This is a genomic window from Micromonospora sp. LZ37 (assembly GCF_059359015.1).
Map to the genome: position 1 here is coordinate 341,213 of NZ_JCADBL010000002.1, position 20,851 is coordinate 362,063.

Here is a 20,851-nt window from a genome sequence, read left to right on the forward strand (position 1 = left end):
CTACTGGGTGACCGCCGCCACCGCCGGGTCGGCCGACGGCGCCGCGCCGGGCGCCGGCGTCGCGTACGCCTCCAACGCGGCGGCGGCCTGGGCGCGTACCTGATCGGCCAGCTCGGCCGGCGCGACCACGGTGACGTCCGGTCCGAGCCCCAGCACGAAGCGGCGGGCCCAGCCGAGGTCGGTCACCCGCAGCGAGACCAGCCAGTGGTCCCCGTCGACCTCGATCCGCTCGCACGGGTAGTACTCGGTGATCCACCGCTCGCCCCGGCCGATCCGCAGGGTGATCAGCGGCAGGTCGGGCGAGGGCCGGAACACCCCGGCGGTGAGGTCGTGCGGGCGCGCCTGCGGCGGCACCACGGCCGGCTCGTCCAGCTCGACGACCGCGTCGATCCGGTCGGCCCGGAACAGCCGAACCGCCTCGGCCCGGCGGCACCAGGCCTCCACGTACGCCCGGCCGTCGACCATCAGCATCCGCAGCGGGTCGATGGTCCGCTCGGTGCTCTCGTCCCGGGCGGCGGTGTAGTAGGTGATCCGCAGCGCCCGGCGCCCCTCCACGGCCGCGCGCAACTCCCGCACCCGGCGCGTCTCGCCGGGCAGCCGGACCTCGACCGGCGCGCCGACCAGGTCGCCGGCCGCGTTCTCGATCTTCGCCAGGGCCCGCTCGACGGCCTCCCGGTTGGCGACCCCGGGGGTCTCGGCGAGCATCCGCAGCGCCACCACCAGGGCGAGCGCCTCGTCCGGGGTGAGCCGCAGCGGACGGTCGATGCCGGCGTCGTAGGTAATCGTCACCCGGTCGCCGTCGAACGCCATGTCGATCAGGTCACCCGGGCCGTACCCGGGCAGCCCGCACACCCAGAGCAGCTCCAGGTCCTCCCGGAGCTGCCGTTCGGTGACGCCGAGGTCACCGGCGGCCTCGGCGATCTCGATGCCGGGACGGGCCAGCAGGTACGGCACCAGGTTCAGCAGCCGGGCCAGCCGGTCGGCGGAGGTGCGGGAGCCGCCCCGGGCGGCCGGCCGGGTCACCGGGCACCCCCGGCCACGGCCAGGTCGTCGTGCCGGGCGGCGATCTCCTTGAGCCGTTGGATCACCGCGTCGCGTACCTCCGGCGGGTCGAGCACCCGCACGTCCGGGCCGTACCCGACGAGCTGGCCGGCGAGGTGGTCCGCATCGGCGTAGGGCAGCACCAGCCGGTCGCCGTCGGGGCCGGGCAGGGTCCGCACGGCCCAGCGGCGCAGGCCGGCGGCGCGTCCGGGCGCGGCCAGCACGGTGGCCCGGCCGGTCCGCTCGACCGGCCCGGACCAGCGGGCCACGTGGCTGATCAGGTCGACGCCTTCCGGCGGGGCGTACCCACCCGGCTCGCCGGTCACCCGGACCGTGCCCACCACGCGGGACAGCCGGAAGCAGCGGGTGGCCTCGCGGTCCAGGTCGTGCCCGACCACGTACCAGCGGCCGCGCCAGCAGACCACGCCCCACGGCTGGAGGCGGCGGCGGCTCGGCGCGTCCCGGTCGGGCACCCGGTAGTCGAAACCGACCTCGCGGCGGTCCCGCGCGGCGGCGGTCAGCGGCGCGAACGCCGGGTCGACGGTGACCATCGGCTCCAACCCGAGGGTGGCCTGGGGGTCCACGTCGACACCCGCGGCGCGCAGCTTGGCCAGCCCGGAGGAGGCGGCCGCGGCCAGGCCGGCGTGCCGCCAGAGCCGCGCGGCGATGCCCACCGCGGCGGCCTCGTCCGGTTCGAGAGGGATGTCCGGCAACGCGTACTCACGGTGGGCGATCCGGTAGCCGGGCTCGGCGTCGAAGACGCTGGCCGTACCGGTCTCCAGGGGCACGCCCAGCTCACGCAGCTCGGCCTTGTCCCGCTCGAACTTGCGCTGGAACGCCTCGTGCTCCTTGGCGTCGTCCGGATCGTGCTCGTAACCGGGCACGGTCGCGGCGATCTGCGCGGCGGTCAGGAACCGTCGCGTGGACAGCAGGCAGATCACCAGGTTGACCAGGCGTTCGGTACGGCTCCGCGACACAGGTGAACGCTAGCAGCCCACCCGGCGCGCCCGTGCACCCGCGCGGCGCGGCGGGCCGGCTTCGTCACCGGGCGGCGACCGGGCCCCTCCGCCGCGATCCTCCGCCGGCCGGCGCACCGCCGACCGGCCCGCTGAGCGCCGGTCCTCCACCACCGGCGGCGACCCGCGCGCCGGCCGCCCGACCCGCGCGCGGCGGTCGGCCCGCCCGCCGCTAGCGTGCCCGGCATGGTGCGATGGCGGTCGGGAACGGTCACGGCGGTACGGCGGCGGTGGGCCGGCGCGGTGGAGCTGGACGTCGAACTCTCCGACGGCGGCACGATGCGCGCGCTGGCGTACCCGGACCTGGTCGGCGACCCGGTGCCCGGGGACCGGGTGCTGCTCAACGCCGGCGCGCTGCTGATGGGCCTCGGCACCGGCGGCTACGCCCTGGTGGTGGCGCTGCCCGACCGGCTGCCGGCTGACCCGCCGCAGGCCGGTGACACCCGCGACGCCGGGCACCTGGTCAAGGCCCGGTACACCCCGCTGCAACCGATCATGCTCGGGGTGGACGAGGAGGCGTCCCCGCACCACGACCTGCTCGCCCGGGCGGAGAGCCTGGACGGGCTGCCCGTGGTCACCGCCGACCTGCACTCCGCGCTGCCCGCGATCCTCGCCGGCATCCACGCCGACGCGCCGGACGCCCGGGTGGCGTACCTGCTCACCGACGGCGGCGCCCTGCCGGCCTGGTTCTCCCGCACCCTCGACGGGCTGCGCGACCGCCTCGTGGGGACCGTCAGCGTCGGGCAGGCGTTCGGCGGTGACCTGGAGGCCACCACCCTGCACACCGGCCTGCTCGCCGCCCGACACGTGCTGCGCGCCGACGTCGCGATCGTCGCCCAGGGCCCCGGCAACCTGGGCACCGGCACCCGCTGGGGCTTCTCCGGGGTCGCCGTCGGCGAGGCGGTCAACGCGGTCGCCGTCCTCGGTGGGCGGCCGGTGGGCTCGCTGCGGATCTCCGACGCCGACCCCCGCCCCCGGCACCGCGGCGTGTCCCACCACAGCCTCACCTCGTACGGCAGGGTCGCCCTCGCCCCGGCGGAGCTGGTGGTGCCCGACGGCCTCGACGCGGCGCTGGCCGCCGCGGTGGACGCCGCCCTGTCCCCGCTGGCCCGGCGGCACACCATCGTCCGGGTCGCCACCGACGGACTGGACGCGGCGCTGCGGGCCCTGCCGGTGACGCTCTCCACCATGGGTCGGGGCCTGGACGCCGACCACGCCTACTTCCTGGCGGCGGCCGCCGCCGGCCGACACGCGGCCCGCCTGGCCGACTGAGCGCCCGAGGGCGTGCCGTCAGCGGCGCGGGCTCAGCCGACCAGGAAGATCAGCGCCAGCCAGCCGGCGACGATGGCCACCAACGCGACCACGAGCACCCAGGTCGGCACGGTGTACTCGCCGCGCCGGTTGCGCTCGATCTCGGTGCGGATCTTCTCCCGGCGGCGCTCGACCCAGTTCAGCTTCTCGGTGCCGCGCTCGCGGTCAGGGGGTGAGGTGTTCATCGCGACGCCAGCGTACCGGTGGGTCGGCGGCCGGTGCCGGGCACCGGCCGCCGCTCCGCTCACATGCTGGCGATCAGCCGTTCCACCCGCTCGTCGTAGGCGCGGAACGGGTCCTTGCAGAGCACGGTGCGCTGCGCCTGGTCGTTGAGCTTCAGGTGCACCCAGTCGACGGTGAAGTCACGGCGCTTCTCCTGGGCGTGCCGGATGAACTCGCCGCGCAGCCGGGCCCGGGTGGTCTGCGGCGGCGTCTCCTTCGCCTCGAAGATCTCCGGATCGGTGGCCACCCGGTCCACCTGCCCGCGCCGCTCCAGCAGCCCGTACAGGCCGCGGCCCCGGCGCAGGTCGTGGTACGCCAGGTCCATCTGGGCGACCCGCGGGTGGGACAGCGGCAGGTCGTGCTTGCGCTGGTAGCGCTCGATCAACCGCAGCTTCGTCACCCAGTCGACCTCCCGCGCCACCGGGTCGAGATCACCGCTCTCCACCGCGGCCAGCACCCGGCCCCAGAGCTCCACCACCCGCTTGGCGGTCTGGTCGCCGCCCCGGCGCTCCACGAACTCGGTCGCCTTGGCCAGGTATTCCTGCTGGATGTCGAGCGCGCTGACCTCCTTGCCGGAGGCCAGCCGCACCTTGCGCCGGCCGGTGATGTCGTGCGACACCTCGCGGATGGCCCGGATCGGGTTCTCCAGCGACAGGTCCCGCATCACCACCCCGGCCTCGATCATCCGCAGCACGATGTCGGCGCTGCCGACCTTGAGCAGCGTGGTGACCTCGTTCATGTTGGAGTCGCCGACGATCACGTGCAGCCGGCGGTAGCGCTCGGCGTCGGCGTGCGGCTCGTCGCGGGTGTTGATGATCGGCCGGCTGCGGGTGGTCGCCGAGGAGACGCCCTCCCAGATGTGCTCGGCGCGCTGGGAGAGGCAGTAGACCGCCCCGCGCGGGGTCTGCAGCACCTTCCCCGCCCCGCAGATCAACTGCCGGGTCACCAGGAACGGGATGAGCACGTCGGCGAGCCGGCCGAACTCGCCGTGCCGGGAGACCAGGTAGTTCTCGTGGCAGCCGTACGAGTTGCCGGCCGAGTCGGTGTTGTTCTTGAACAGGTAGATCTCGCCCGCGATGCCCTCGTCGTGCAGCCGCTTCTCGGCGTCGATGAGCAGGCCCTCCAGGATCCGCTCACCGGCGCGGTCGTGGGCCACCAGGTCGGTGACCGAGTCGCACTCCGGGGTGGCGTACTCCGGGTGGGAGCCCACGTCCAGGTAGAGCCGGGCCCCGTTGCGAAGGAACACGTTGCTCGACCGGCCCCACGACACGACCCGGCGGAAGAGGTACCGGGCGACCTCGTCAGGGGACAGCCGCCGCTGCCCGCGGTACGTACAGGTGACGCCGTACTCGGTCTCGAGGCCGAAGATTCGCCGCTCCATGATGTGACATTAGCCGCCCGGGGGCCCGGTTCGTCACTGTCACACCACAGGTCGTGCTCTCCGGTCGATCAAATCCCGTCCGAGTACGACATTCCGTCCCGCCGCAGCCCCGCCACGAACGACCGGCAGGCCCGGTAGTCGGGCAGCAGCCCCGACTCGCGGACCTGCGCCAGGGTGGGCGCGGCGGCGTCCCGGGCGGAGAGCCGGGGCCCGTCGGCCGGCCAGTCGATGGCCAGCTCCGCGTCGAGCGGGTGCACCGCGTGCTCGGCGGGCGGGTTGTAGGTGGTGGAGCAGAGGTAGCTCAGGGTCGCGTCGTCGGTCAGCGCGCAGAAGCCGTGCCCCAGGCCCTCGCTGAGGTAGACCGCCCGCCGGTCGACGTCGTCGAGTCGGACGCCCTCCCACCGGCCGAAGGTCGGCGAGCCGACCCGCAGGTCGACGGTCACGTCGAGCACCGCGCCCCGCACGCAGGTGACGTACTTGGCCTGGCCGGGCGGGACGTCGGCGAAGTGGATGCCACGCACCACGCCGCGCGCGGAGACGGAGAGGTTGCCCTGGGCCAGGCGCAGCGGGTGGCCGACCGCCTCGGCGAGCGCGTCGAAGCGGTACCACTCCACGAACAGCCCGCGCGGGTCGCCGTGCTGCTGCGGGGTGATCTCCCAGGCGCCCTCGACGGCGAGCTGACGGATCTTCACCGGACCCCGCCACGCCTGGCGGCCAGCAGGTTGAACAGGTATTCGCCGTAGCCGCTCCGGGCCAGCGGCTCGGCGAGGGCGGCCAGCTGCGCGTCGTCGATCAGGCCGGCCCGCCAGACCACCTCCTCGACGCAGCCGATCTTCATGCCCTGCCGCTCCTCGATCACCCGGACGAACTCGGCGGCCTGCATCATCGAGGTGAAGGTGCCGGTGTCCAGCCACGCGGTGCCCCGGTCCAGCAGGGTCACCGACAGCTCGCCGATCTCCCGGTACGCCTCGTTCACCGCGGTGATCTCCAGCTCGCCGCGGGCGCTCGGGGTGAGCTTGCCGGCGATCTCCACCACCCGGTTGTCGTAGAAGTACAGGCCAGGGACCGCGTAGCGCGACTTCGGCCTCGCCGGCTTCTCCTCGATCGAGAGCACCCGACCGTCGGCGTCGAAGTCGACGACCCCGTACGCCTCCGGGTTGGCCACCGGGTACGCGAAGACCCGACCGCCGGTCAGGTCGGCGTTGCCGGCCAACTGCCGGCCCAGACCGACGCCGTGGAAGATGTTGTCCCCCAGGATCAGCGCCACCGACTGGTCGCCGATGAAGTCCGCGCCCAGCACGAAGGCCTGCGCGATGCCCTCCGGGCGGGCCTGGCTGGCGTACTCCAGGCGCAGCCCGAACTGGCTGCCGTCGCCGAGCAACCGGACGAACTGGTCCTGGTCCTCCGGCGTCGTGATCACCAGGATCTCCCGCACGCCGGACAGCACCAGGGTCGACAGCGGGTAGTAGATCATCGGCTTGTCGAAGACCGGCATCAGCTGCTTGGACACGGCGCGGGTGATCGGCCACAGCCGGGACCCGGTGCCACCTGCGAGAAGGATTCCGCGCACCGGGGGAGCGTACCGGTAGCCGTCCAAACCGGACACCGTCCGGGGGCCCGCACTTCGCGTACACTTCGGGACCCGTGAGGGTCCTCGTCACCGGCGGAGCCGGATTCATCGGGTCGGAGTACGTGCGGATGCTGCTGGGTGTGCCCGGCGGCGACGCCTCCGGTGTGCCCGGCGGCGAGCCCACCGCGGTCACCGTGCTGGACAAGCTCACCTACTCCGGCAACCTGGCCAACCTCGCCCCGGTACGGCAGGACCCCCGGCTGCGCCTCGTGCAGGGCGACATCTGCGACCCGGCGCTCGTCGACGAGGTCGTCGCCGGGCACGACGTGGTCGTGCACTTCGCCGCCGAGTCGCACGTCGACCGCTCGATCGCCGGCGCCGCGCCCTTCGTCACCACCAACGTGCTCGGCACCCAGACCCTGCTCGACGCCGCCCTGCGGCACGGCACCGGCCGGTTCGTCCACGTCTCCACCGACGAGGTCTACGGCTCGATCGACGAGGGTTCCTGGACGGAGACCTCACCGCTGGCACCGAACTCCCCGTACTCGGCCTCCAAGGCCGGCTCGGACCTGCTCGCGCTGGCCTACCACCGCACCCACGGCATGGACGTGGTCGTCACCCGCTGCTCCAACAACTACGGGCCGTACCAGTTCCCAGAGAAGATCATCCCGCTGTTCGTGACCAACCTGCTCGACGGCGGCACCGTGCCGCTCTACGGCGACGGCGGCAACGTCCGGGACTGGCTGCACGTGCACGACCACTGCCGGGGCATCGCGCTGGTCCAGCAGAAGGGACGCGCCGGCGAGGTCTACCACATCGGCGGCGGCAGCGAGCTGAGCAACACGGAGCTGACCGGCCGGCTGCTCGAGGCGTGCGGCGCCGGCTGGGACCGGGTCGTCCCGGTCGCCGACCGCAAGGGCCACGACCGCCGCTACTCGCTCGACATCGGCAAGATCAGCGCCGAGCTGGGGTACGCCCCGAGCATCGCCCTGGACCGGGGCCTGGCCGAGACGGTGCGCTGGTACCGGGAGAACCGGGCCTGGTGGGAACCGCTGAAGGCGAAGCCGGGCGCGTGACCCGGGTACTCGTGACCGGCGCGGGCGGCATGCTCGGCGCGGACCTGCTCGCCGTCCTCGGCAGTCGACGCGACCTGGAGGTGACCGCGCTCACCCGCGAGGAGCTGGACATCACCGACGCCGACGCGGCGCGCGCCGCCGTCGCCGGGCACGACGTGGTGGTCAACGCCGCGGCGTGGACCGACGTCGACGGCGCCGAGGCGGCCGAGGCGGCCGCCACCCGGGTCAACGGCGACGGGGTGGCGAACCTCGCCGCGGCCGGCGCCGAGACCGGCGCGCGGCTGCTGCACGTCTCCACCGACTACGTCTTCCGCGGCGACACGACCACCCCGTACCCCGAGGACGCGCCGACCGACCCGGTGAACGCGTACGGGCGCAGCAAGCTCGCCGGCGAACGCGCCGTCGCCCGGCTGCTGCCCGAGACCGGGTACGTGGTCCGCACCGCCTGGCTCTACGGCGCGCACGGCCCGAACTTCGTCACCACCATGCTCCGCCTGGCTGGCCGGCGCGAGCACCTCGACGTGGTGGACGACCAGCAGGGCCAGCCCACCTGGTCCTATGCCCTCGCCACCCAGCTGGTCGCGCTCGCCGACGCGGCCCTGGCCGCCCGGGCCCCCGCCGGCGTCTACCACGGCACCTGCTCCGGCGGGACCACCTGGTACGGCCTGGCCCGCGCGGCCTTCGCCCTGGCCGGGCTCGACCCGGAACGGATCCGACCCACCACCAGTGACCGGTTCCCGCGCCCGGCCACCCGACCGGCCTGCAGCGTGCTGGGGCACGACCGCTGGGCCGTCGCCGGTCTGCACCCGCTGCCGGACTGGCACGACAGCCTGACCGACGCCTTCGACTCCACCGTTCCGCCCACCCGGTGGAAGGCCGCCTGAAGCGGCCCTGACCTGCTCACCTCCGGCGTCGGCCTCGGGCCCCTCCCGGCAAGGCGGCCGGGACGCAGCGGTGTCCCACGACGGTCACGCGAGGCCGCCGTACCACCTCGTCCGCCCCGCTCGGCCGGCGCCTCGCCGGGCCGGAACGGACCGCGGGGCCGGGAGAACCCCCGACCCCGCGACGCGGACATCATTCCTGCGGGCCGCGGGCCCGCCGGTCACTCCAGGTCTGCCGAGCCGGCGGAGCTGGTCGGCTTGTGCGACTCCTCCGTCGGCACCGTCGGCGTGTTCGCCCGCCCGTCCTCCGGCGCGACGTCGGCCGAGGCGTCCCCCTCGAGCAGCCCGGTCAACGCCGCCCCGGTGACCCGGCGGAAGGTGCGCCCGACCCGATGCCGGTCCAGCACCGCCACCTCGAGCTGGTTGGCCGCGATGGTCCGGGCCGCGCCACCCTCGCCGCCGACGCTGCTGAGCGCCCGTACGGCGACCTTGACGGCCTCGCTGAGCGACATGTCCGGGCGGTGGTCGGACTTCAGCACCCCGGTGATCGCCTCGGCCTGCCCGCCCATCGCCATCCGACCCGGCTCGTCGTTCACCGAGCCGTCGTAGGTGATCCGGTACAGCTCGTCGTCCTCGGCGGTGGCGCCGACCTGGGAGACGCAGATCTCGACCTCGAACGGCTTGGACTGCTCGGTGAAGATCGAGCCCAGGGTCTGCGCGAACGCGTTGGCCAGGGCCCGCCCGGTGACGTCCCGCCGGTCGTAGCTCAGCCCGTTCAGGTCGGCCATCCGCACCCCGGCCCGGCGCAGGTTCTCGAACTCGTTGTACCGGCCGACCGCGGCGAAACCGATCCGGTCGTAGATCTCGCTGACCTTGTGCAGGGCGCTGGAGAGGTTCTCCGCGACGAAGAGCACCCCGCCGGCGTAGCTCAGGACCACCGCGCTGCGGCCCCGGGCGACGCCCTTGCGGGCCAGCTCGGAGCGGTCGCGCATGATCTGCTCGGGCGAGGCGTAGAACTGCATGGCCACGGCGGCGGTTCTCCTTCGGCGCTGTGCTGAGTACTGCTGACTGGTGGGCGGGAGCGGGGAGCGGGATCAGCCGCCCGGGTTCTCCATCCGACCGGCGACGACCCCCTCGGCGACGGCCGCCGTCTCGGCGTCGGTGAGTCGGTGCGTGCCCTCGGCCGTCGCCGTCATCACCACCGGGTAGATCCGACGGGTGAGGTCCGGGCCGCCGGTGGCGGTGTCGTCGTCGGCGGCGTCGTAGAGCGCCTCGACGGCGAGGCGGACCGCGTCGTCGATGGAGAGCCCGGCACGGAACCGCTTCTTCAGCGCGGACCGGGCGAAGATCGAACCGGAGCCGATCGCGTCGTAGCCGGTCTCCTCGTACGGTCCACCGGTCACGTCGAAGCTGAAGATCCGGCCGGCCTTCGCCGGATCGCTGGCCGCCAGGTCGAAGCCGGCGAAGAGCGGGATCACCGCGAGGCCCTGCATCGCCGCGCCGAGATTGCCGCGGATCATCGAGGCGAGCCGGTTGGCCTTGCCGTCGAGCGAGAGCATCGCGCCCTCGATCTTCTCGTAGTGCTCCAGCTCCACCTGGAACAGTCGCATCAGCTCGATGCCGATGCCGGCGGTGCCGGCGATGCCGACCAGCGAGTACGCGTCGGCCGGATGCACCTTCTCGATGTCCCGCTGGGCGATCAGGTTGCCCATGGTGGCCCGCCGGTCCCCGGCCATCACCACACCGCCGGCGGCCGAGATGGCCACGATGGTGGTGGCGTGCGGCGCCAGGTCGGCGGCCATGCCCGGCGGCAGCGGCCGACGGCCGGGCAGCATCTCGGGGGCCACCCGGCTCAGGAAGGCCGTGAAGGAGGACGTCCCCGCGTTGGTGAACACATCTGGTAGACGCCCGGATGGATCAAAACCCGCTGCCACGTGGTTCCTCTCAGGTACGTGATCGCCCTGGCCAGCCTCGTGGGACTGTCACGGAACTGGCCAAGACCACCGTTGCAGTTGAAGCAGAGTATCCCGCGCACCCATCCGGTGCGATGATCGTGGTCCAGATGTTGCGGGTCCGCGCCGCCGCAGATCGCGCAGACCCCGCCCTGCTCGGCCAGGAGCTCCTGGAACTCCTTCTCCCCGACGCCGTAGCGGCGCCGCAGGTGGTACTCCCGACTGCCGCCGTAGAGCCGCTGCCTCACTTCCTTCGTGCGGCTGTTGTGGCACGGCTTGCAGTACGTGGCATAGCCCGTGCTGTCGGCACGGTTACGGGGGAAGTCGGCCACGGGCTTGACGGTTCCACAGTCGGCGCAGAAGCGGTGGCCTTCCGGGACTTCCCGGGCGGGCTTCACCTCTCGGCCATGCCTCTCCTTCACCCGCTTGGCGTAACTGGCCTTCGAGCGCTCGTTGAAGCAGGGCTTGCAATAGCTGCCGCGACCGCTGGGACGCTTGCTGCTCGCACAGAACTCGTCGAGCGGCTTCCATTCCCCGCAGTCGCGGCACCGGCGTCGGCCGTTCTGATCATCCAAGGGAAGCGGCATGTCCGTTTCGCCCCGAAATGATCACTGACCTCCCTTTTGTACGTAACCTCGCACGAACTCCTCGGCGTTCTCCTCGAGGACGGAGTCGATCTCGTCGAGCAGGTCGTCGACGTCCTCGGTGATCTCGGCGTGCCGCTCGGCGACCTCCGGGTTCGCCTCGGTGGTGACGTCCTCGGTCTCCTCGCCCTGCCGGGACCTGCCCGACTGCGACTGCCCACCGCTGTCACGAGTGGCCATGACTGCCTCCTCCACGATCGCCTGGCATGAAATCTACCCCGTCAGGGCGACAGGAAGCGCCCGCGTCAGCCGTGTTCGCCACCGGCGGACGGGAGCGGTCACACCGGTCCGGTGGCGTCAGTGGAGCGCCCCCGGCCGGCGTGGCGCGACCGTGCCGTGGCCGTACCGGCACTCACGGCCCGGTCAGCATCTCCAACAGGTCCTTGGCGCTCGCGCAGCGGTCGAAGAGCGCGCCGACGTGCTTGCGGGTGCCCCGTTCCGGCTCCATCATCGGCACCCGGACCAGCGACTCCCGGCCGACGTCGAAGATGACCGAGTCCCAGCTGGCCGCGACGACCTCGGAGGCGTACTGGCCGAGGCAGCGACCTCGGAAGTAGGCCCGGGTGTCCTCCGGCGGCTCGGTCATCGCGGTGCGGGTCTGCTCGTCGGTCAGCAGGGTCTTCATCGCCCCGCGGGAGACCAGCCGGTGGTAGAGGCCCTTCTCCGGCCGGACGTCGGAGTACTGGAGGTCGACCAGTTGGAGCTTGTGCGAACCCCAGCCGAGCTTCTCCCGCTCCCGGTAGCCCTCCAGCAGCCGCAGCTTGGCCACCCAGTCCAGTTCGTCGGCGCAGAGGAAGGCGTCCCGGCCGAGCCGGTCCAGCACGCTCTCCCAGCGGTCCAGCACGTCCACGGTCTGCGCGTCCACGTCGTCGCCGTAGCGGTCGTCCACGAAGGACCGCACCCGCTCCAGGTACGCCCACTGGACGTCCAGGGCGGTCAGCCGCCGCCCGTCACGCAGCCGCATCAGGTGCTTCAGCGACGGGTCGTGGCTGACCGCGCGCAGCTCACCGACCGGGTCGGCGATGCCGAGGTCGGCGCCGAGCGCCTTCTCCTCGATCATGGTGAGGATCAGCGCGGTGGTGCCGACCTTGAGGTAGGTGGAGATCTCCGAGAGGTTCGCGTCGCCGATGATGACGTGCAGCCGGCGGTACTTGTCGGCGTCGGCGTGCGGCTCGTCGCGGGTGTTGATGATCGGCCGCTTGAGGGTGGTCTCCAGCCCGACCTCGACCTCGAAGAAGTCGGCGCGCTGGGAGATCTGGAAGCCGTTCTGGCCGCCGTCCTGACCGATGCCGACCCGGCCGGCGCCGGCGAAGATCTGGCGGGTGACGAAGAACGGCGTCAGGTACGTGACGATGTCGGCGAACGGGGTCTGCCGCCGCATCAGGTAGTTCTCGTGCGCGCCGTAGCTGGCGCCCTTGTTGTCGGTGTTGTTCTTGTAGAGGTGGATCGGTTGGGTGCCGGGGATGGTGGCGGCCCGGCGGGACGCCTCGGCCATCACCCGCTCCCCCGCCTTGTCCCACCGGACCACGTCCAGCGGGTTGGTCACCTCGGGAGTGGAGTATTCCGGGTGCGCGTGGTCCACGTAGAGCCGTGCCCCGTTGGTGAGTATCACGTTGGCCAGGCCGAGGTCCTCGTCGGCCAGCGCCTCCGCCGGGTCGTACGCGGCGCCCGAGTAGGTGAAGCCGCGCGCGTCGCGCAGCGGAGACTCCTCCTCGTAGTCCCAGCGGGCCCGGCCGCCACGGTTGAGCTCCGGGCGCGCCCCGTACGCGTTGACCACCTGCGACGAGGTGACCATCGGGTTGGCCCCGGCCTGGCCGGGCACGGAGATGCCGTACTCGACCTCGGTGCCCATGATCCGTCTAACGCTCATCGACCCACCCGCTCCACTCGCCCGACCGGTCCCCCGTCACGTCGAGCGTAGTCCGCCCTCGGCCCGTGCAGGACGCAGGCGCGGCGGGCGGGCGCGATCGGTGATCGTGTCGTCGCCCGCCGGGGTGCGCGGCGGGCCGGTACCGGCCGGGTCGGCGCCGGTGGGGCCGCTGCCCGAAGTGGAGGCCCGGGCGGGCCGGCCGACGCGTACGGAACGGGGGCGCCCGCCGTGGCGGACGCCCCCGAACGCTGTCGGGTCAGAGGTACTGACCGGTGTTGCTGGCGGTCTCGATGGACCGCCCGGCCTCCGCGCCCTTGCCGCCGGAGACGAGCGTGCGGATGTAGACGATCCGCTCGCCCTTCTTGCCGGAGATCCGGGCCCAGTCGTCGGGGTTGGTGGTGTTGGGCAGGTCCTCGTTCTCCCGGAACTCGTCGACGCAGGCGTCGAGCAGGTGCTGCAACCGCAGTCCCTTGCGTCCGGAGGTGAGGAACTCCTTGATGGCCATCTTCTTGCCGCGGTCGACGATGTTCTGGATCATCGCGCCGGAGTTGAAGTCCTTGAAGTAGAGGACTTCCTTGTCGCCGTTGGCGTAGGTCACCTCGAGGAAGCGGTTCTCCTCGGTCTCGGAGTACATCCGCAGCACGACCGCGTCGATCATCGCCGCCACGGTGGCCTGAGGGTCGCCGCCGTGCTCGGCCAGGTCGTCCGGGTGCAGGGGCAGCCCGGAGAGGATGTACTTGGAGAAGATGTCCTTGGCCGCCTCGGCGTCCGGCCGCTCGATCTTGATCTTCACGTCGAGCCGGCCGGGTCGCAGGATGGCCGGGTCGATCATGTCCTCCCGGTTGGAGGCGCCGATCACGATGACGTTCTCCAGCCCCTCGACGCCGTCGATCTCGCTGAGCAGCTGGGGGACGATGGTGTTCTCCACGTCGGAGGAGACACCGGAGCCACGGGTACGGAAGATCGAGTCCATCTCGTCGAAGAAGACGATGACGGGAGTGCCCTCGCCCGCCTTCTCCCGGGCCCGCTGGAAGATCAGCCGGATGTGCCGCTCGGTCTCGCCGACGTACTTGTTGAGCAGCTCCGGGCCCTTGATGTTGAGGAAGAAGCTGGTGTGCTTCTCCTTGCCCTCCCGCTCGGCGATCTTCTTGGCCAGCGAGTTCGCCACCGCCTTGGCGATCAGCGTCTTGCCGCAACCGGGCGGCCCGTAGAGCAGGATGCCCTTCGGCGGGCGGAGCTGGTGCTCGCGGAACAGGTCGGCGTGCAGGAAGGGCAGCTCCACCGCGTCGCGGATCTGCTCGATCTGCGACTGGAGGCCACCGATGTCGGTGTAGTCGACGTCGGGCACCTCCTCCAGCACCAGCTCCTCAACCTCGCTCTTCGGGATCCGCTCGTACGCGTACGCCGAGCGGGGCTCGATCATGAGCGAGTCGCCGGCCCGGATCGGCGAGCCGATCAGGGTCTCGGCCAGGTGCACGATCCGCTCCTCGTCGGAGTGGCTGACCACCAGCGCCCGGTCACCCGGACCGTCGTCGGGGCCGACCAGGATCTCCTTGAGCATCACCACCTCGCCGACCCGCTCGTAGCCGAACGCGTCGACGATGTTGAGCGCGTCGTTGAGCAGGACCTCCTGGCCCCGCCGCAACTCCGTGGCGTCCAACGAGGGTGAGACGGCGACCCGGAGCTTTCGTCCGCCGGTGAAGATGTCCACCGTGCCGTCGTCGTGTCGCGCGAGGAAGACACCGTAGCCGCTGGGCGGCTGCGCGAGGCGGTCGATCTCCTCCTTGAGCGTCACGATCTGCGCGCGAGCCTCCTTGAGGGTGCTCACGAGCCGGTCGTTGTTCTCGGTGAGCCGCGCCAACTGTGCCTGGGTGGCCGCCAGCCGCTCTTCGAGCTGCCGGACGTGTCGGGGGCTTTCGGTCAACTTGCGCCGCACCAGAGCGAGTTCCTCTTGAAGGAACGCGACCTGCGTGGAGAGATCGTGGGCCTCCTTCTCCCACCGTGCGGCGCGCGAGTCCGCGTCGTCGCTGCGTGCCACGTCCCACCTCCCCGGGGGGCTTGAACGTTCTGCCCTAACACTAGCCGCTATGAGGCCGATTCGGTCCCACGCAACGCCCTCGTCACCGAACCTTGATCGCAAAGGGCCGCCTCCGGGGCGGGTACCGGCGTTCGGGTACCGTCGGGGCGTGGGACGGGAGAACATGGGGGGTGCACCGGTGGCCGAGGTCGCGACCGACCAGCTGCAGGTCTGGGTGGACCAGGAGCTCTGCACCGGCGACGGGCTCTGCGTGCAGTACGCGCCGGAGGTCTTCGAGTTCGACGTCGACGGCCTGGCGTACGTCAAGGGCGCCGACGGCGAGCTGCTGCTCGCCCCGGGCAGCCGGGTCGACGTGCCCGAGCACCTGCGCCTCGAGGTGATCGACTCCGCGAAGGAGTGCCCGGGCGAGTGCATCCACGTGGTGCGCGGCAGCGACGGCGTCGAGGTGGCCGGCCCGGAGGCCGAGGAGGACTGAGCCGTCCCGGCCGGGGACCGAGCCGCCGGCCGCGACGACGACCCAGGGGGCGACCGACGACAGGGCCGCGGACGACGACGTCGTCCACGGCCCGCGCCACGTGTCGCGGCCGGTCAGAGCATCGGGCGGCCGACCACCGACGCGACCAGCCGGGCGAACTCCTCCAGCCGGGCGATCTGCCCCGCCCCGCCGTCGTCGAGGGTCTTGCCGAAGCGCAGCGCGTCGTGCCGGGGCGCGCCGACGACCTCGTCGCCGGGTGGCGCCTCGTCCAGCGAGGTGAGCAGCAGGTACACGTCGATGCTGTCGATTCGGATCTCGCCGTTGTCGCCGCGGGTCAGCCGCCGCCGGCAGCCGACCTCGGTGACCGTGGAGACCGGCACCACCCGCAGCGACGAGGTCATCGCCCCGGGCGGCCCCTCCCCCGGCGGCACGTCCTCACCGTGCCAGAGCACCAGCCGGCTGCCGTCGCAGACGACGACCTCCTGCCAGACCCCGTTCACCTCGTTGACGAAGCGTTCCAGGGTGAACCCGAGCACCGAGGCGCCGCGCAGCACCCCGCCGAGCGCCTCCAGGGCCACGTCCGGGTCGCGCAGGTACGCCCGCGCGGCCGATTCGAGGTCCTGGTAGGGCGACCAGTCCGGGAACACGGCCGGCAGGTCGCCGCCACCGCCGCCGCCGCCGAAACCCGGCCGACTCATGCCCTCTCCCCCAGGTCGCGCCGTCGACCCGCACCGGCCGACGGAATCCGCCCGTTCACTCCCAGCCGCCCCGCTCCCCCGTCACGACGCGTCCGTTCCGCCCACCGCGGTCGGTTCCACCTCGGCGGCCCGGGCTGCCGCGGCCTCGCGGGCCGCCGCCGCCTCGCGCAGCGCCTGCTTGCGCTCCGCGTACGCCTCGGCGCCCTTGCTGGGCTTGCGGCGCCGCGGCGGCGCGGTGACGCCCGGGGCGAGCTTACGCGCGGAGACCAGGAACGCGGTGTGCGCGATCATCCGGTGGTCCGGGCGGACCGCGAGACCCTCGGCGTGCCAGTCGCGCACCAGCGACTCCCAGGCCCGCGGCTCGGTCCAGCCGCCCCGCTCGCGCAGCGCCTCCACCAGCTCGGACAGCTGCGGGGTGGTGGCCACGTACCCGATGAAGACCCCGCCCGGCAGCAACGCCCGCTCGACCATGTCGAGGGTCTCCCAGGGGGTGAGCATGTCCAGGATGATCCGGTCGAAGCCGGTCTCCGGGCAGTCGGCGACGTCGCCGACGTGCAGCTTCCAGGCCGGGTGCGGGGCGCCGAAGAACGCCTCCACGTTCCGCTTGGCAATCTGCGCGAAGTCGTCGCGCACCTCGTAGGAGTGCAGCTCGCCGCCGGTGCCGACGGCGCGCAGCAGGGAACAGCTGAGCGCGCCCGAGCCGGCGCCGGCCTCCAGCACCTTCGCGCCGGGGAAGATGTCGCCCATCGCGACGATCTGCGCCGAGTCCTTCGGGTAGATCACCTGCGCGCCGCGGGGCATGGAGAGCACGTAGTCCGACAGCAGCGGCCGCAGCGCGAGGAACGCCGTGCCGCCGCCGGAGGTGGTGACCACGCTGCCGTCGGGCTGCCCAATCAGCGCGTCGTGCTGCAGGATGCCGCGGTGGGTGTGGAACTCCTTGCCGGGCTCCAGGACGACCGTGTGCATCCGCCCCTTGGGGTCGGTCAGCTGCACCCGGTCGCCGGGGCGGAACGGCCCCCGGTGCACCGGGGGCAGCTCCGGGATGGCGGCGGGCACCGGTGTGCCGGTCTCGGCCGGAACGGCGGAGGGATGTGCTGCGGTCACTTGTTCAACTTCCGTGTGGGTTCGAGGACCTGCGCGAGATCCCCGATGTGCAGAACGCCGACGACATCTTCGCCTGCGGTCACGACGTACTGTGCGCCCGGGTGGGTCTGCACGGCCTCCACCACCCGCTCGCCGTCGAGCTCGACGGCGAGGGTGGGCAGCTCGCCCAGGGGCCGGGCGACGGTGTCCACCGCCACCCAGGGCCGGCGTTCGGCGGGCACCCGCTCCGCCCGGACCGGGTCGACGAGGGCGACCGGCCGGCCGGCGCCGTCGACCACGGCGACGGCCCCGTCCGGCGGCCCCTGCCCGGCGCCGCGGCGCTGCGCCTCGGCCAGCGGGGTGCCGGCGGGCACCGCGACGATCGGGCGGGCCAGCTGGCGCAGGTCCACCAGCGGGAAGCGGCGGCTGATCCGGGCGTAGCGGATGGACTGGCCGGCACCGCGCCACATGGTCACGGCGACCAGCAGCAGCAGCGGCAGGGCCAGCGGGATGAGGACCCGTTCGACGGTGAGCGCCACGGTCAGCGCGGCGGTGCCGACGGCGACGACGCGTCCCGCCCAGCCGGCGACCTCGGTGCCCCGGTGCCGGTCCCGGCTGATCCCCCAGACCAGGGCACGCAGCGCCCGGCCGCCGTCCAGCGGCAGCCCGGGCAGCAGGTTGAACAGCGCCACGATGACGTTGCTCAGCGCCAGCTGGAGGGCCAGCTGGTGGGCCAGGGTGCGGTCGGGCAGGGCCAGGGTGGCGCCGACGGCGAGCACGCCGAGCACGGCCGAGACCGCCGGCCCGGCCAGCGAGACCTGCAACTCGACCCGGGGGGTGGGCGCGTCGGACTCCATCTCGGTGTAGCCGCCGAGCAGTTCCAGGGTGATCCCGCGCACACCGATGCCGTGGCGGCGCGCGGTCAGCGCGTGGCCCAGCTCGTGCAGCAGCACCGAACCGAGCAGCGACACGACGAAGCCGAGACCGATCAGGTAGCCGCCGAGCTGGGGCAGGTCGAGCTGCCGGCGGGCGAACTCCGCGTACGACACGGTGACCAGGAGGGTCAGCAGCAGCATCGACACGTTGAGGTGCACCGGCACCCCGAACACCCGGCCCACGGTGAGGCCGGGACGTCGCCCGGGCCGGCGCCGCGTACGGGTGCGGGAGTTCACCGGGCCGATGCTACGCGCTGCCGATCATGCCCTGGAGCGCCGATCACGACCCTGTCACACCGGTGGCCTAACCTTCGGGGCATGACGGCGGAACCGGTGATCGACCAGCAGGCCCCTCCCGCGGCGGCGGCGCTGCCCGCCACCGTCCGGGCGTCGCTGTCGCCGTCCCGGGCGGCGGACTTCAAGACCTGCCCGCTGCTCTACCGCTTCCGCAGCATCGACCGGCTGCCCGAGCGCCCCAGCGTGGAGCAGGCCCGGGGCACCCTGGTGCACGCCGTGCTGGAGCGGCTGTTCGACCTGCCGGCGACCGGCCGCACCCCGGACGCGGCCGGCGCGCTGGTCGCCCCGCAGTGGGACCGGCTGGTCACCGAGCAGCCGGAGCTGGCGGCCCTGTTCGACCCGGCCGATGAGACCGGCACCGCCGAATTCCTGCGGACCGCCGCGGCGTTGCTGGAGGGCTACTTCGCGGTGGAGGACCCGCGGCGGCTGGAGCCGGCCGAGCGGGAGAGCCTGATCTCCGCGGTCGTCGACGACCAGCTGCTCATCCGGGGCTACCTCGACCGGCTCGACGTCGCGCCGGACGGCGCGCTGCGGGTGGTCGACTACAAGACCGGCGGCGCGCCGCGGGAGGCGTTCGAGGCCCGGGCGCTGTTCCAGCTGAAGTTCTACGCGCTGGTGCTCTGGCGGACCAGGGGCGTGGTGCCGCGGGTGCTGCGGCTGCTCTACCTCAAGGACGCCGAGGTCCTGGACTACTCCCCGGACGCCGAGGAGCTGCTGCGCTTCGAGCGCACCGTGGTGGCGCTCTGGCAGGCGATCGAGCAGGCCACCCAGCGGCAGGATTTCCGCCCCCGGCCGAGCCGGCTCTGCGACTGGTGCAACCACCAGGCGCACTGCCCCAGCTTCGGCGGGACCCCGCCGCCGTTCCCGGACCGCTCGGCGTCGGCCGACCCGCTGCGCGACGCCCGCTCCGGCCCCGCCGCGCCCGGCGCCGACGAGTGAACCCCCGCCGTCCCCACCCGCGCCACGGGTGACCCACCACCGCCGGCGCGCGTGCCACGGGTGGACCGGCCGCGCTGCTTCCGGCGGCTGCCCCCGACGGTGACGGCCGGCTGCCCCTGCACGCTGGGGCAGCCGGCGCCAGCCCGCCGCCGATGCCGCACCGGCGGTGGAGAGGATGGACTCAGCCGGCCCAGAGCCCGCTGGCCGCGACGTCCCGGCAGTAGTCGGCGAAGTCGCGAGGTGGTCTGCCCAGAGCCCGCTGCACTCCGTCAGCCAGCTGGGCGTTGCGTCCGTCGAGCACCGTGGTGAACAGGTACGTCAGGAGCGAGACGACGTCGCCGGGCACACCAGCCGACGCCAGCGCGGCAGCGTAGTCCGCCGCGCTGACCGGCACGAACCGAATCGGGCGCCCGCTTGCGGCGGCAATCTCCCCGACCGCGTCCGCGAAGGTCAGCAGGCGCGGCCCGGTCAGCTCGTACACCTGACCGGCGTGCCCCGTCTCGGTGAGCGCCACGACCGCGACGTCGGCGATGTCGTCGGCGTCGACGAAGGGTTCGGCCACCCCCGTGGTAGGCAGGACGACCTCGCCGGCCAGCACCGGCTCCAGCAGGTAGTTCTCGCTGAAGTTCTGGTTGAACCAACTCGCCCGGAGGATGGTCCATTCGGCTCCGGCGTCCTGAACCACCTTCTCGGAGGCTTGCGCCTCCTCCTCACCCCGACCGGAGAGCAGGACGAGGCGCCGGACCCCGGTCGACACCGCGAGCTCGGTGAAGGCCCGGATGTCGTCGGTCGCGCCGGCGACCGCGAGATCCGGAGAGTAGGACACGTACACCGCGTCGACGTCCGACAGCACGGCGGCCCACGTGGACCGGTTCGCCCAGTCGAACGGGGGTGTGCCGCTGCGGGAGCCGACCCGCACCGGCAGCCCCCGCGCGGTCAGCCGATCGACGATCCGACGGCCGGTCTTGCCGGTCCCACCCAGGACCAGGGTCATGGTGTTGCCGCTCATGTCAGGACTCCTGCTGGTTCGGGCTGGGGGCCAACCACTCGACGAACTGGACGGTGACACCGCTCGGGTCGGTGACCTGGAACAGGCGTTCTCCCCACGGCTCTTCCCGTAGTGGCATGGTGATGGGGACTCCCGCGGCGCGGAGGCGACTCTCCTCGGCGGCAAGGTCGGTGACGGTGAAGGCGACGATGACTCCGGCGGCGTGCTGGTCGCGGAATCCTTCCGGCAGCACGTCCGTGCCGCGCCTCAGGAGCACGATGTCGATGGCCGCGTCGTCGCGGCCGAGGGAGGCGAACCCGTCGGCGGCCATGCGTTCGGTGAACCCGAGGTGGGTGGTGAGGAAGGCGCTCGATTCCGCCACCTTGTCGACGGTGAGGGAGAGGGTGGTTGCGTTGATCTGCACGCGCGTGCTC

Annotated in this window: 22 protein-coding genes; 5 read left to right on the forward strand and 17 right to left on the reverse strand. The window is 72.8% G+C overall.

The window, feature by feature from the left end; translation table 11 throughout:
• Together AC5L3Z_RS05670 and AC5L3Z_RS05675 are read right to left on the reverse strand one after the other, a co-directional pair.
• Window positions 1-1,023 carry a helix-turn-helix transcriptional regulator gene (locus tag AC5L3Z_RS05670; protein WP_494840066.1) on the reverse strand — a complete coding sequence of 341 codons (1,023 nt, stop codon included), beginning with the start codon at window positions 1,021-1,023 and terminating at the stop codon, window positions 1-3.
• Entirely contained in the window at window positions 1,020-2,018 is a 999-nt protein-coding gene (locus tag AC5L3Z_RS05675; protein WP_494840067.1) for a helix-turn-helix transcriptional regulator, read from the reverse strand. Before AC5L3Z_RS05675 ends, AC5L3Z_RS05670 begins: the two co-directional genes overlap by 4 nt.
• Before the next feature lie 225 nt (window positions 2,019-2,243).
• Here AC5L3Z_RS05675 and AC5L3Z_RS05680 point away from each other — a divergent pair, with 225 nt between their 5' ends.
• On the forward strand, window positions 2,244-3,329 hold the full coding sequence (locus AC5L3Z_RS05680; protein ID WP_494840069.1) for a DUF3866 family protein: 1,086 nt from the start codon (window positions 2,244-2,246) through the stop codon (window positions 3,327-3,329).
• 32 nt (window positions 3,330-3,361) lie between these two features.
• Here AC5L3Z_RS05680 and AC5L3Z_RS05685 read toward each other — a convergent pair whose 3' ends face one another.
• From AC5L3Z_RS05685 to rfbA, 4 genes are all read right to left on the reverse strand, one after another.
• A complete protein-coding gene (locus AC5L3Z_RS05685) occupies window positions 3,362-3,553 on the reverse strand; it encodes a hypothetical protein (protein ID WP_494840071.1) in 192 nt (63 codons plus the stop codon).
• 59 nt (window positions 3,554-3,612) lie between these two features.
• Window positions 3,613-4,971 (reverse strand): Pup--protein ligase, encoded by a 1,359-nt coding sequence (gene pafA, locus AC5L3Z_RS05690; protein ID WP_494840073.1) that lies wholly within the window; start codon window positions 4,969-4,971, stop codon window positions 3,613-3,615.
• A 68-nt stretch (window positions 4,972-5,039) separates the two neighbouring features.
• Complete coding sequence (locus AC5L3Z_RS05695; protein WP_494840075.1) at window positions 5,040-5,663, reverse strand: dTDP-4-dehydrorhamnose 3,5-epimerase family protein; 624 nt, start codon at window positions 5,661-5,663, stop codon at window positions 5,040-5,042.
• Window positions 5,660-6,541, reverse strand: coding sequence for a glucose-1-phosphate thymidylyltransferase RfbA (rfbA, locus tag AC5L3Z_RS05700; RefSeq protein WP_494840077.1), 882 nt, complete (start codon window positions 6,539-6,541; stop codon window positions 5,660-5,662). Before rfbA ends, AC5L3Z_RS05695 begins: the two co-directional genes overlap by 4 nt.
• 74 nt (window positions 6,542-6,615) lie before the next feature.
• Between rfbA and rfbB the strand changes: the two genes are divergently transcribed.
• Window positions 6,616-7,617 (forward strand): dTDP-glucose 4,6-dehydratase, encoded by a 1,002-nt coding sequence (gene rfbB / locus AC5L3Z_RS05705; protein ID WP_494840079.1) that lies wholly within the window; start codon window positions 6,616-6,618, stop codon window positions 7,615-7,617.
• Window positions 7,614-8,501, forward strand: coding sequence for a dTDP-4-dehydrorhamnose reductase (rfbD, locus tag AC5L3Z_RS05710; protein ID WP_494840081.1), 888 nt, complete (start codon window positions 7,614-7,616; stop codon window positions 8,499-8,501). Before rfbB ends, rfbD begins: the two co-directional genes overlap by 4 nt.
• Window positions 8,502-8,719: 218 nt before the next feature.
• Here the strand turns inward: rfbD and prcA are convergent, their stop codons facing one another.
• The 6 genes from prcA to arc all read right to left on the reverse strand — a co-directional run bounded on the left by prcA (window position 8,720) and on the right by arc (window position 15,002).
• A complete protein-coding gene (gene prcA / locus AC5L3Z_RS05715) occupies window positions 8,720-9,526 on the reverse strand; it encodes a proteasome subunit alpha (protein WP_494840082.1) in 807 nt (268 codons plus the stop codon).
• Between the two features lie 66 nt (window positions 9,527-9,592).
• A complete protein-coding gene (prcB, locus tag AC5L3Z_RS05720; protein ID WP_334532388.1) occupies window positions 9,593-10,432 on the reverse strand; it encodes a proteasome subunit beta in 840 nt (279 codons plus the stop codon).
• Window positions 10,351-11,025: an endonuclease VII domain-containing protein gene (locus AC5L3Z_RS05725; RefSeq protein ID WP_494840084.1), complete on the reverse strand. Its 675-nt coding sequence runs from the start codon at window positions 11,023-11,025 to the stop codon at window positions 10,351-10,353. The genes prcB and AC5L3Z_RS05725 overlap by 82 nt, the downstream gene beginning before the upstream one ends.
• 33 nt (window positions 11,026-11,058) lie before the next feature.
• The gene (locus AC5L3Z_RS05730; protein WP_494840085.1) at window positions 11,059-11,274 is read right to left on the reverse strand and encodes a ubiquitin-like protein Pup; all 216 of its coding nucleotides are present in this window, start codon (window positions 11,272-11,274) and stop codon (window positions 11,059-11,061) included.
• A gap of 172 nt (window positions 11,275-11,446) precedes the next feature.
• The gene (dop, locus tag AC5L3Z_RS05735) at window positions 11,447-12,964 is read right to left on the reverse strand and encodes a depupylase/deamidase Dop (RefSeq protein WP_494840086.1); all 1,518 of its coding nucleotides are present in this window, start codon (window positions 12,962-12,964) and stop codon (window positions 11,447-11,449) included.
• 256 nt (window positions 12,965-13,220) lie between these two features.
• Window positions 13,221-15,002, reverse strand: a complete 1,782-nt coding sequence (gene arc / locus AC5L3Z_RS05740; protein WP_494840088.1) for a proteasome ATPase — start codon at window positions 15,000-15,002, stop codon at window positions 13,221-13,223.
• A gap of 178 nt (window positions 15,003-15,180) precedes the next feature.
• On the opposite strand from arc, the gene AC5L3Z_RS05745 reads away from it, so the two are divergent.
• Window positions 15,181-15,477 carry a ferredoxin gene (locus tag AC5L3Z_RS05745; RefSeq protein WP_334532430.1) on the forward strand — a complete coding sequence of 99 codons (297 nt, stop codon included), beginning with the start codon at window positions 15,181-15,183 and terminating at the stop codon, window positions 15,475-15,477.
• Between the two features lie 113 nt (window positions 15,478-15,590).
• Here AC5L3Z_RS05745 and AC5L3Z_RS05750 read toward each other — a convergent pair whose 3' ends face one another.
• The 3 genes from AC5L3Z_RS05750 to AC5L3Z_RS05760 form a co-directional block, all read right to left on the reverse strand.
• Window positions 15,591-16,175: a hypothetical protein gene (locus AC5L3Z_RS05750; RefSeq protein ID WP_494840090.1), complete on the reverse strand. Its 585-nt coding sequence runs from the start codon at window positions 16,173-16,175 to the stop codon at window positions 15,591-15,593.
• Window positions 16,176-16,256: 81 nt separating this feature from the next.
• Window positions 16,257-17,279, reverse strand: a complete 1,023-nt coding sequence (locus tag AC5L3Z_RS05755; protein ID WP_494840091.1) for a tRNA (adenine-N1)-methyltransferase — start codon at window positions 17,277-17,279, stop codon at window positions 16,257-16,259.
• Window positions 17,276-18,367, reverse strand: a complete 1,092-nt coding sequence (locus AC5L3Z_RS05760) for a site-2 protease family protein (RefSeq protein WP_494840622.1) — start codon at window positions 18,365-18,367, stop codon at window positions 17,276-17,278. Before AC5L3Z_RS05760 ends, AC5L3Z_RS05755 begins: the two co-directional genes overlap by 4 nt.
• Before the next feature lie 144 nt (window positions 18,368-18,511).
• Between AC5L3Z_RS05760 and AC5L3Z_RS05765 the strand changes: the two genes are divergently transcribed.
• A complete protein-coding gene (locus AC5L3Z_RS05765) occupies window positions 18,512-19,429 on the forward strand; it encodes a RecB family exonuclease (protein WP_494840092.1) in 918 nt (305 codons plus the stop codon).
• A 181-nt stretch (window positions 19,430-19,610) separates the two neighbouring features.
• Here the strand turns inward: AC5L3Z_RS05765 and AC5L3Z_RS05770 are convergent, their stop codons facing one another.
• The gene (locus AC5L3Z_RS05770; protein ID WP_494840093.1) at window positions 19,611-20,438 is read right to left on the reverse strand and encodes a Rossmann-fold NAD(P)-binding domain-containing protein; all 828 of its coding nucleotides are present in this window, start codon (window positions 20,436-20,438) and stop codon (window positions 19,611-19,613) included.
• A 1-nt stretch (window position 20,439) separates the two neighbouring features.
• Entirely contained in the window at window positions 20,440-20,841 is a 402-nt protein-coding gene (locus AC5L3Z_RS05775) for a VOC family protein (protein WP_494840095.1), read from the reverse strand.
• Window positions 20,842-20,851: the final 10 nt, after the last annotated feature.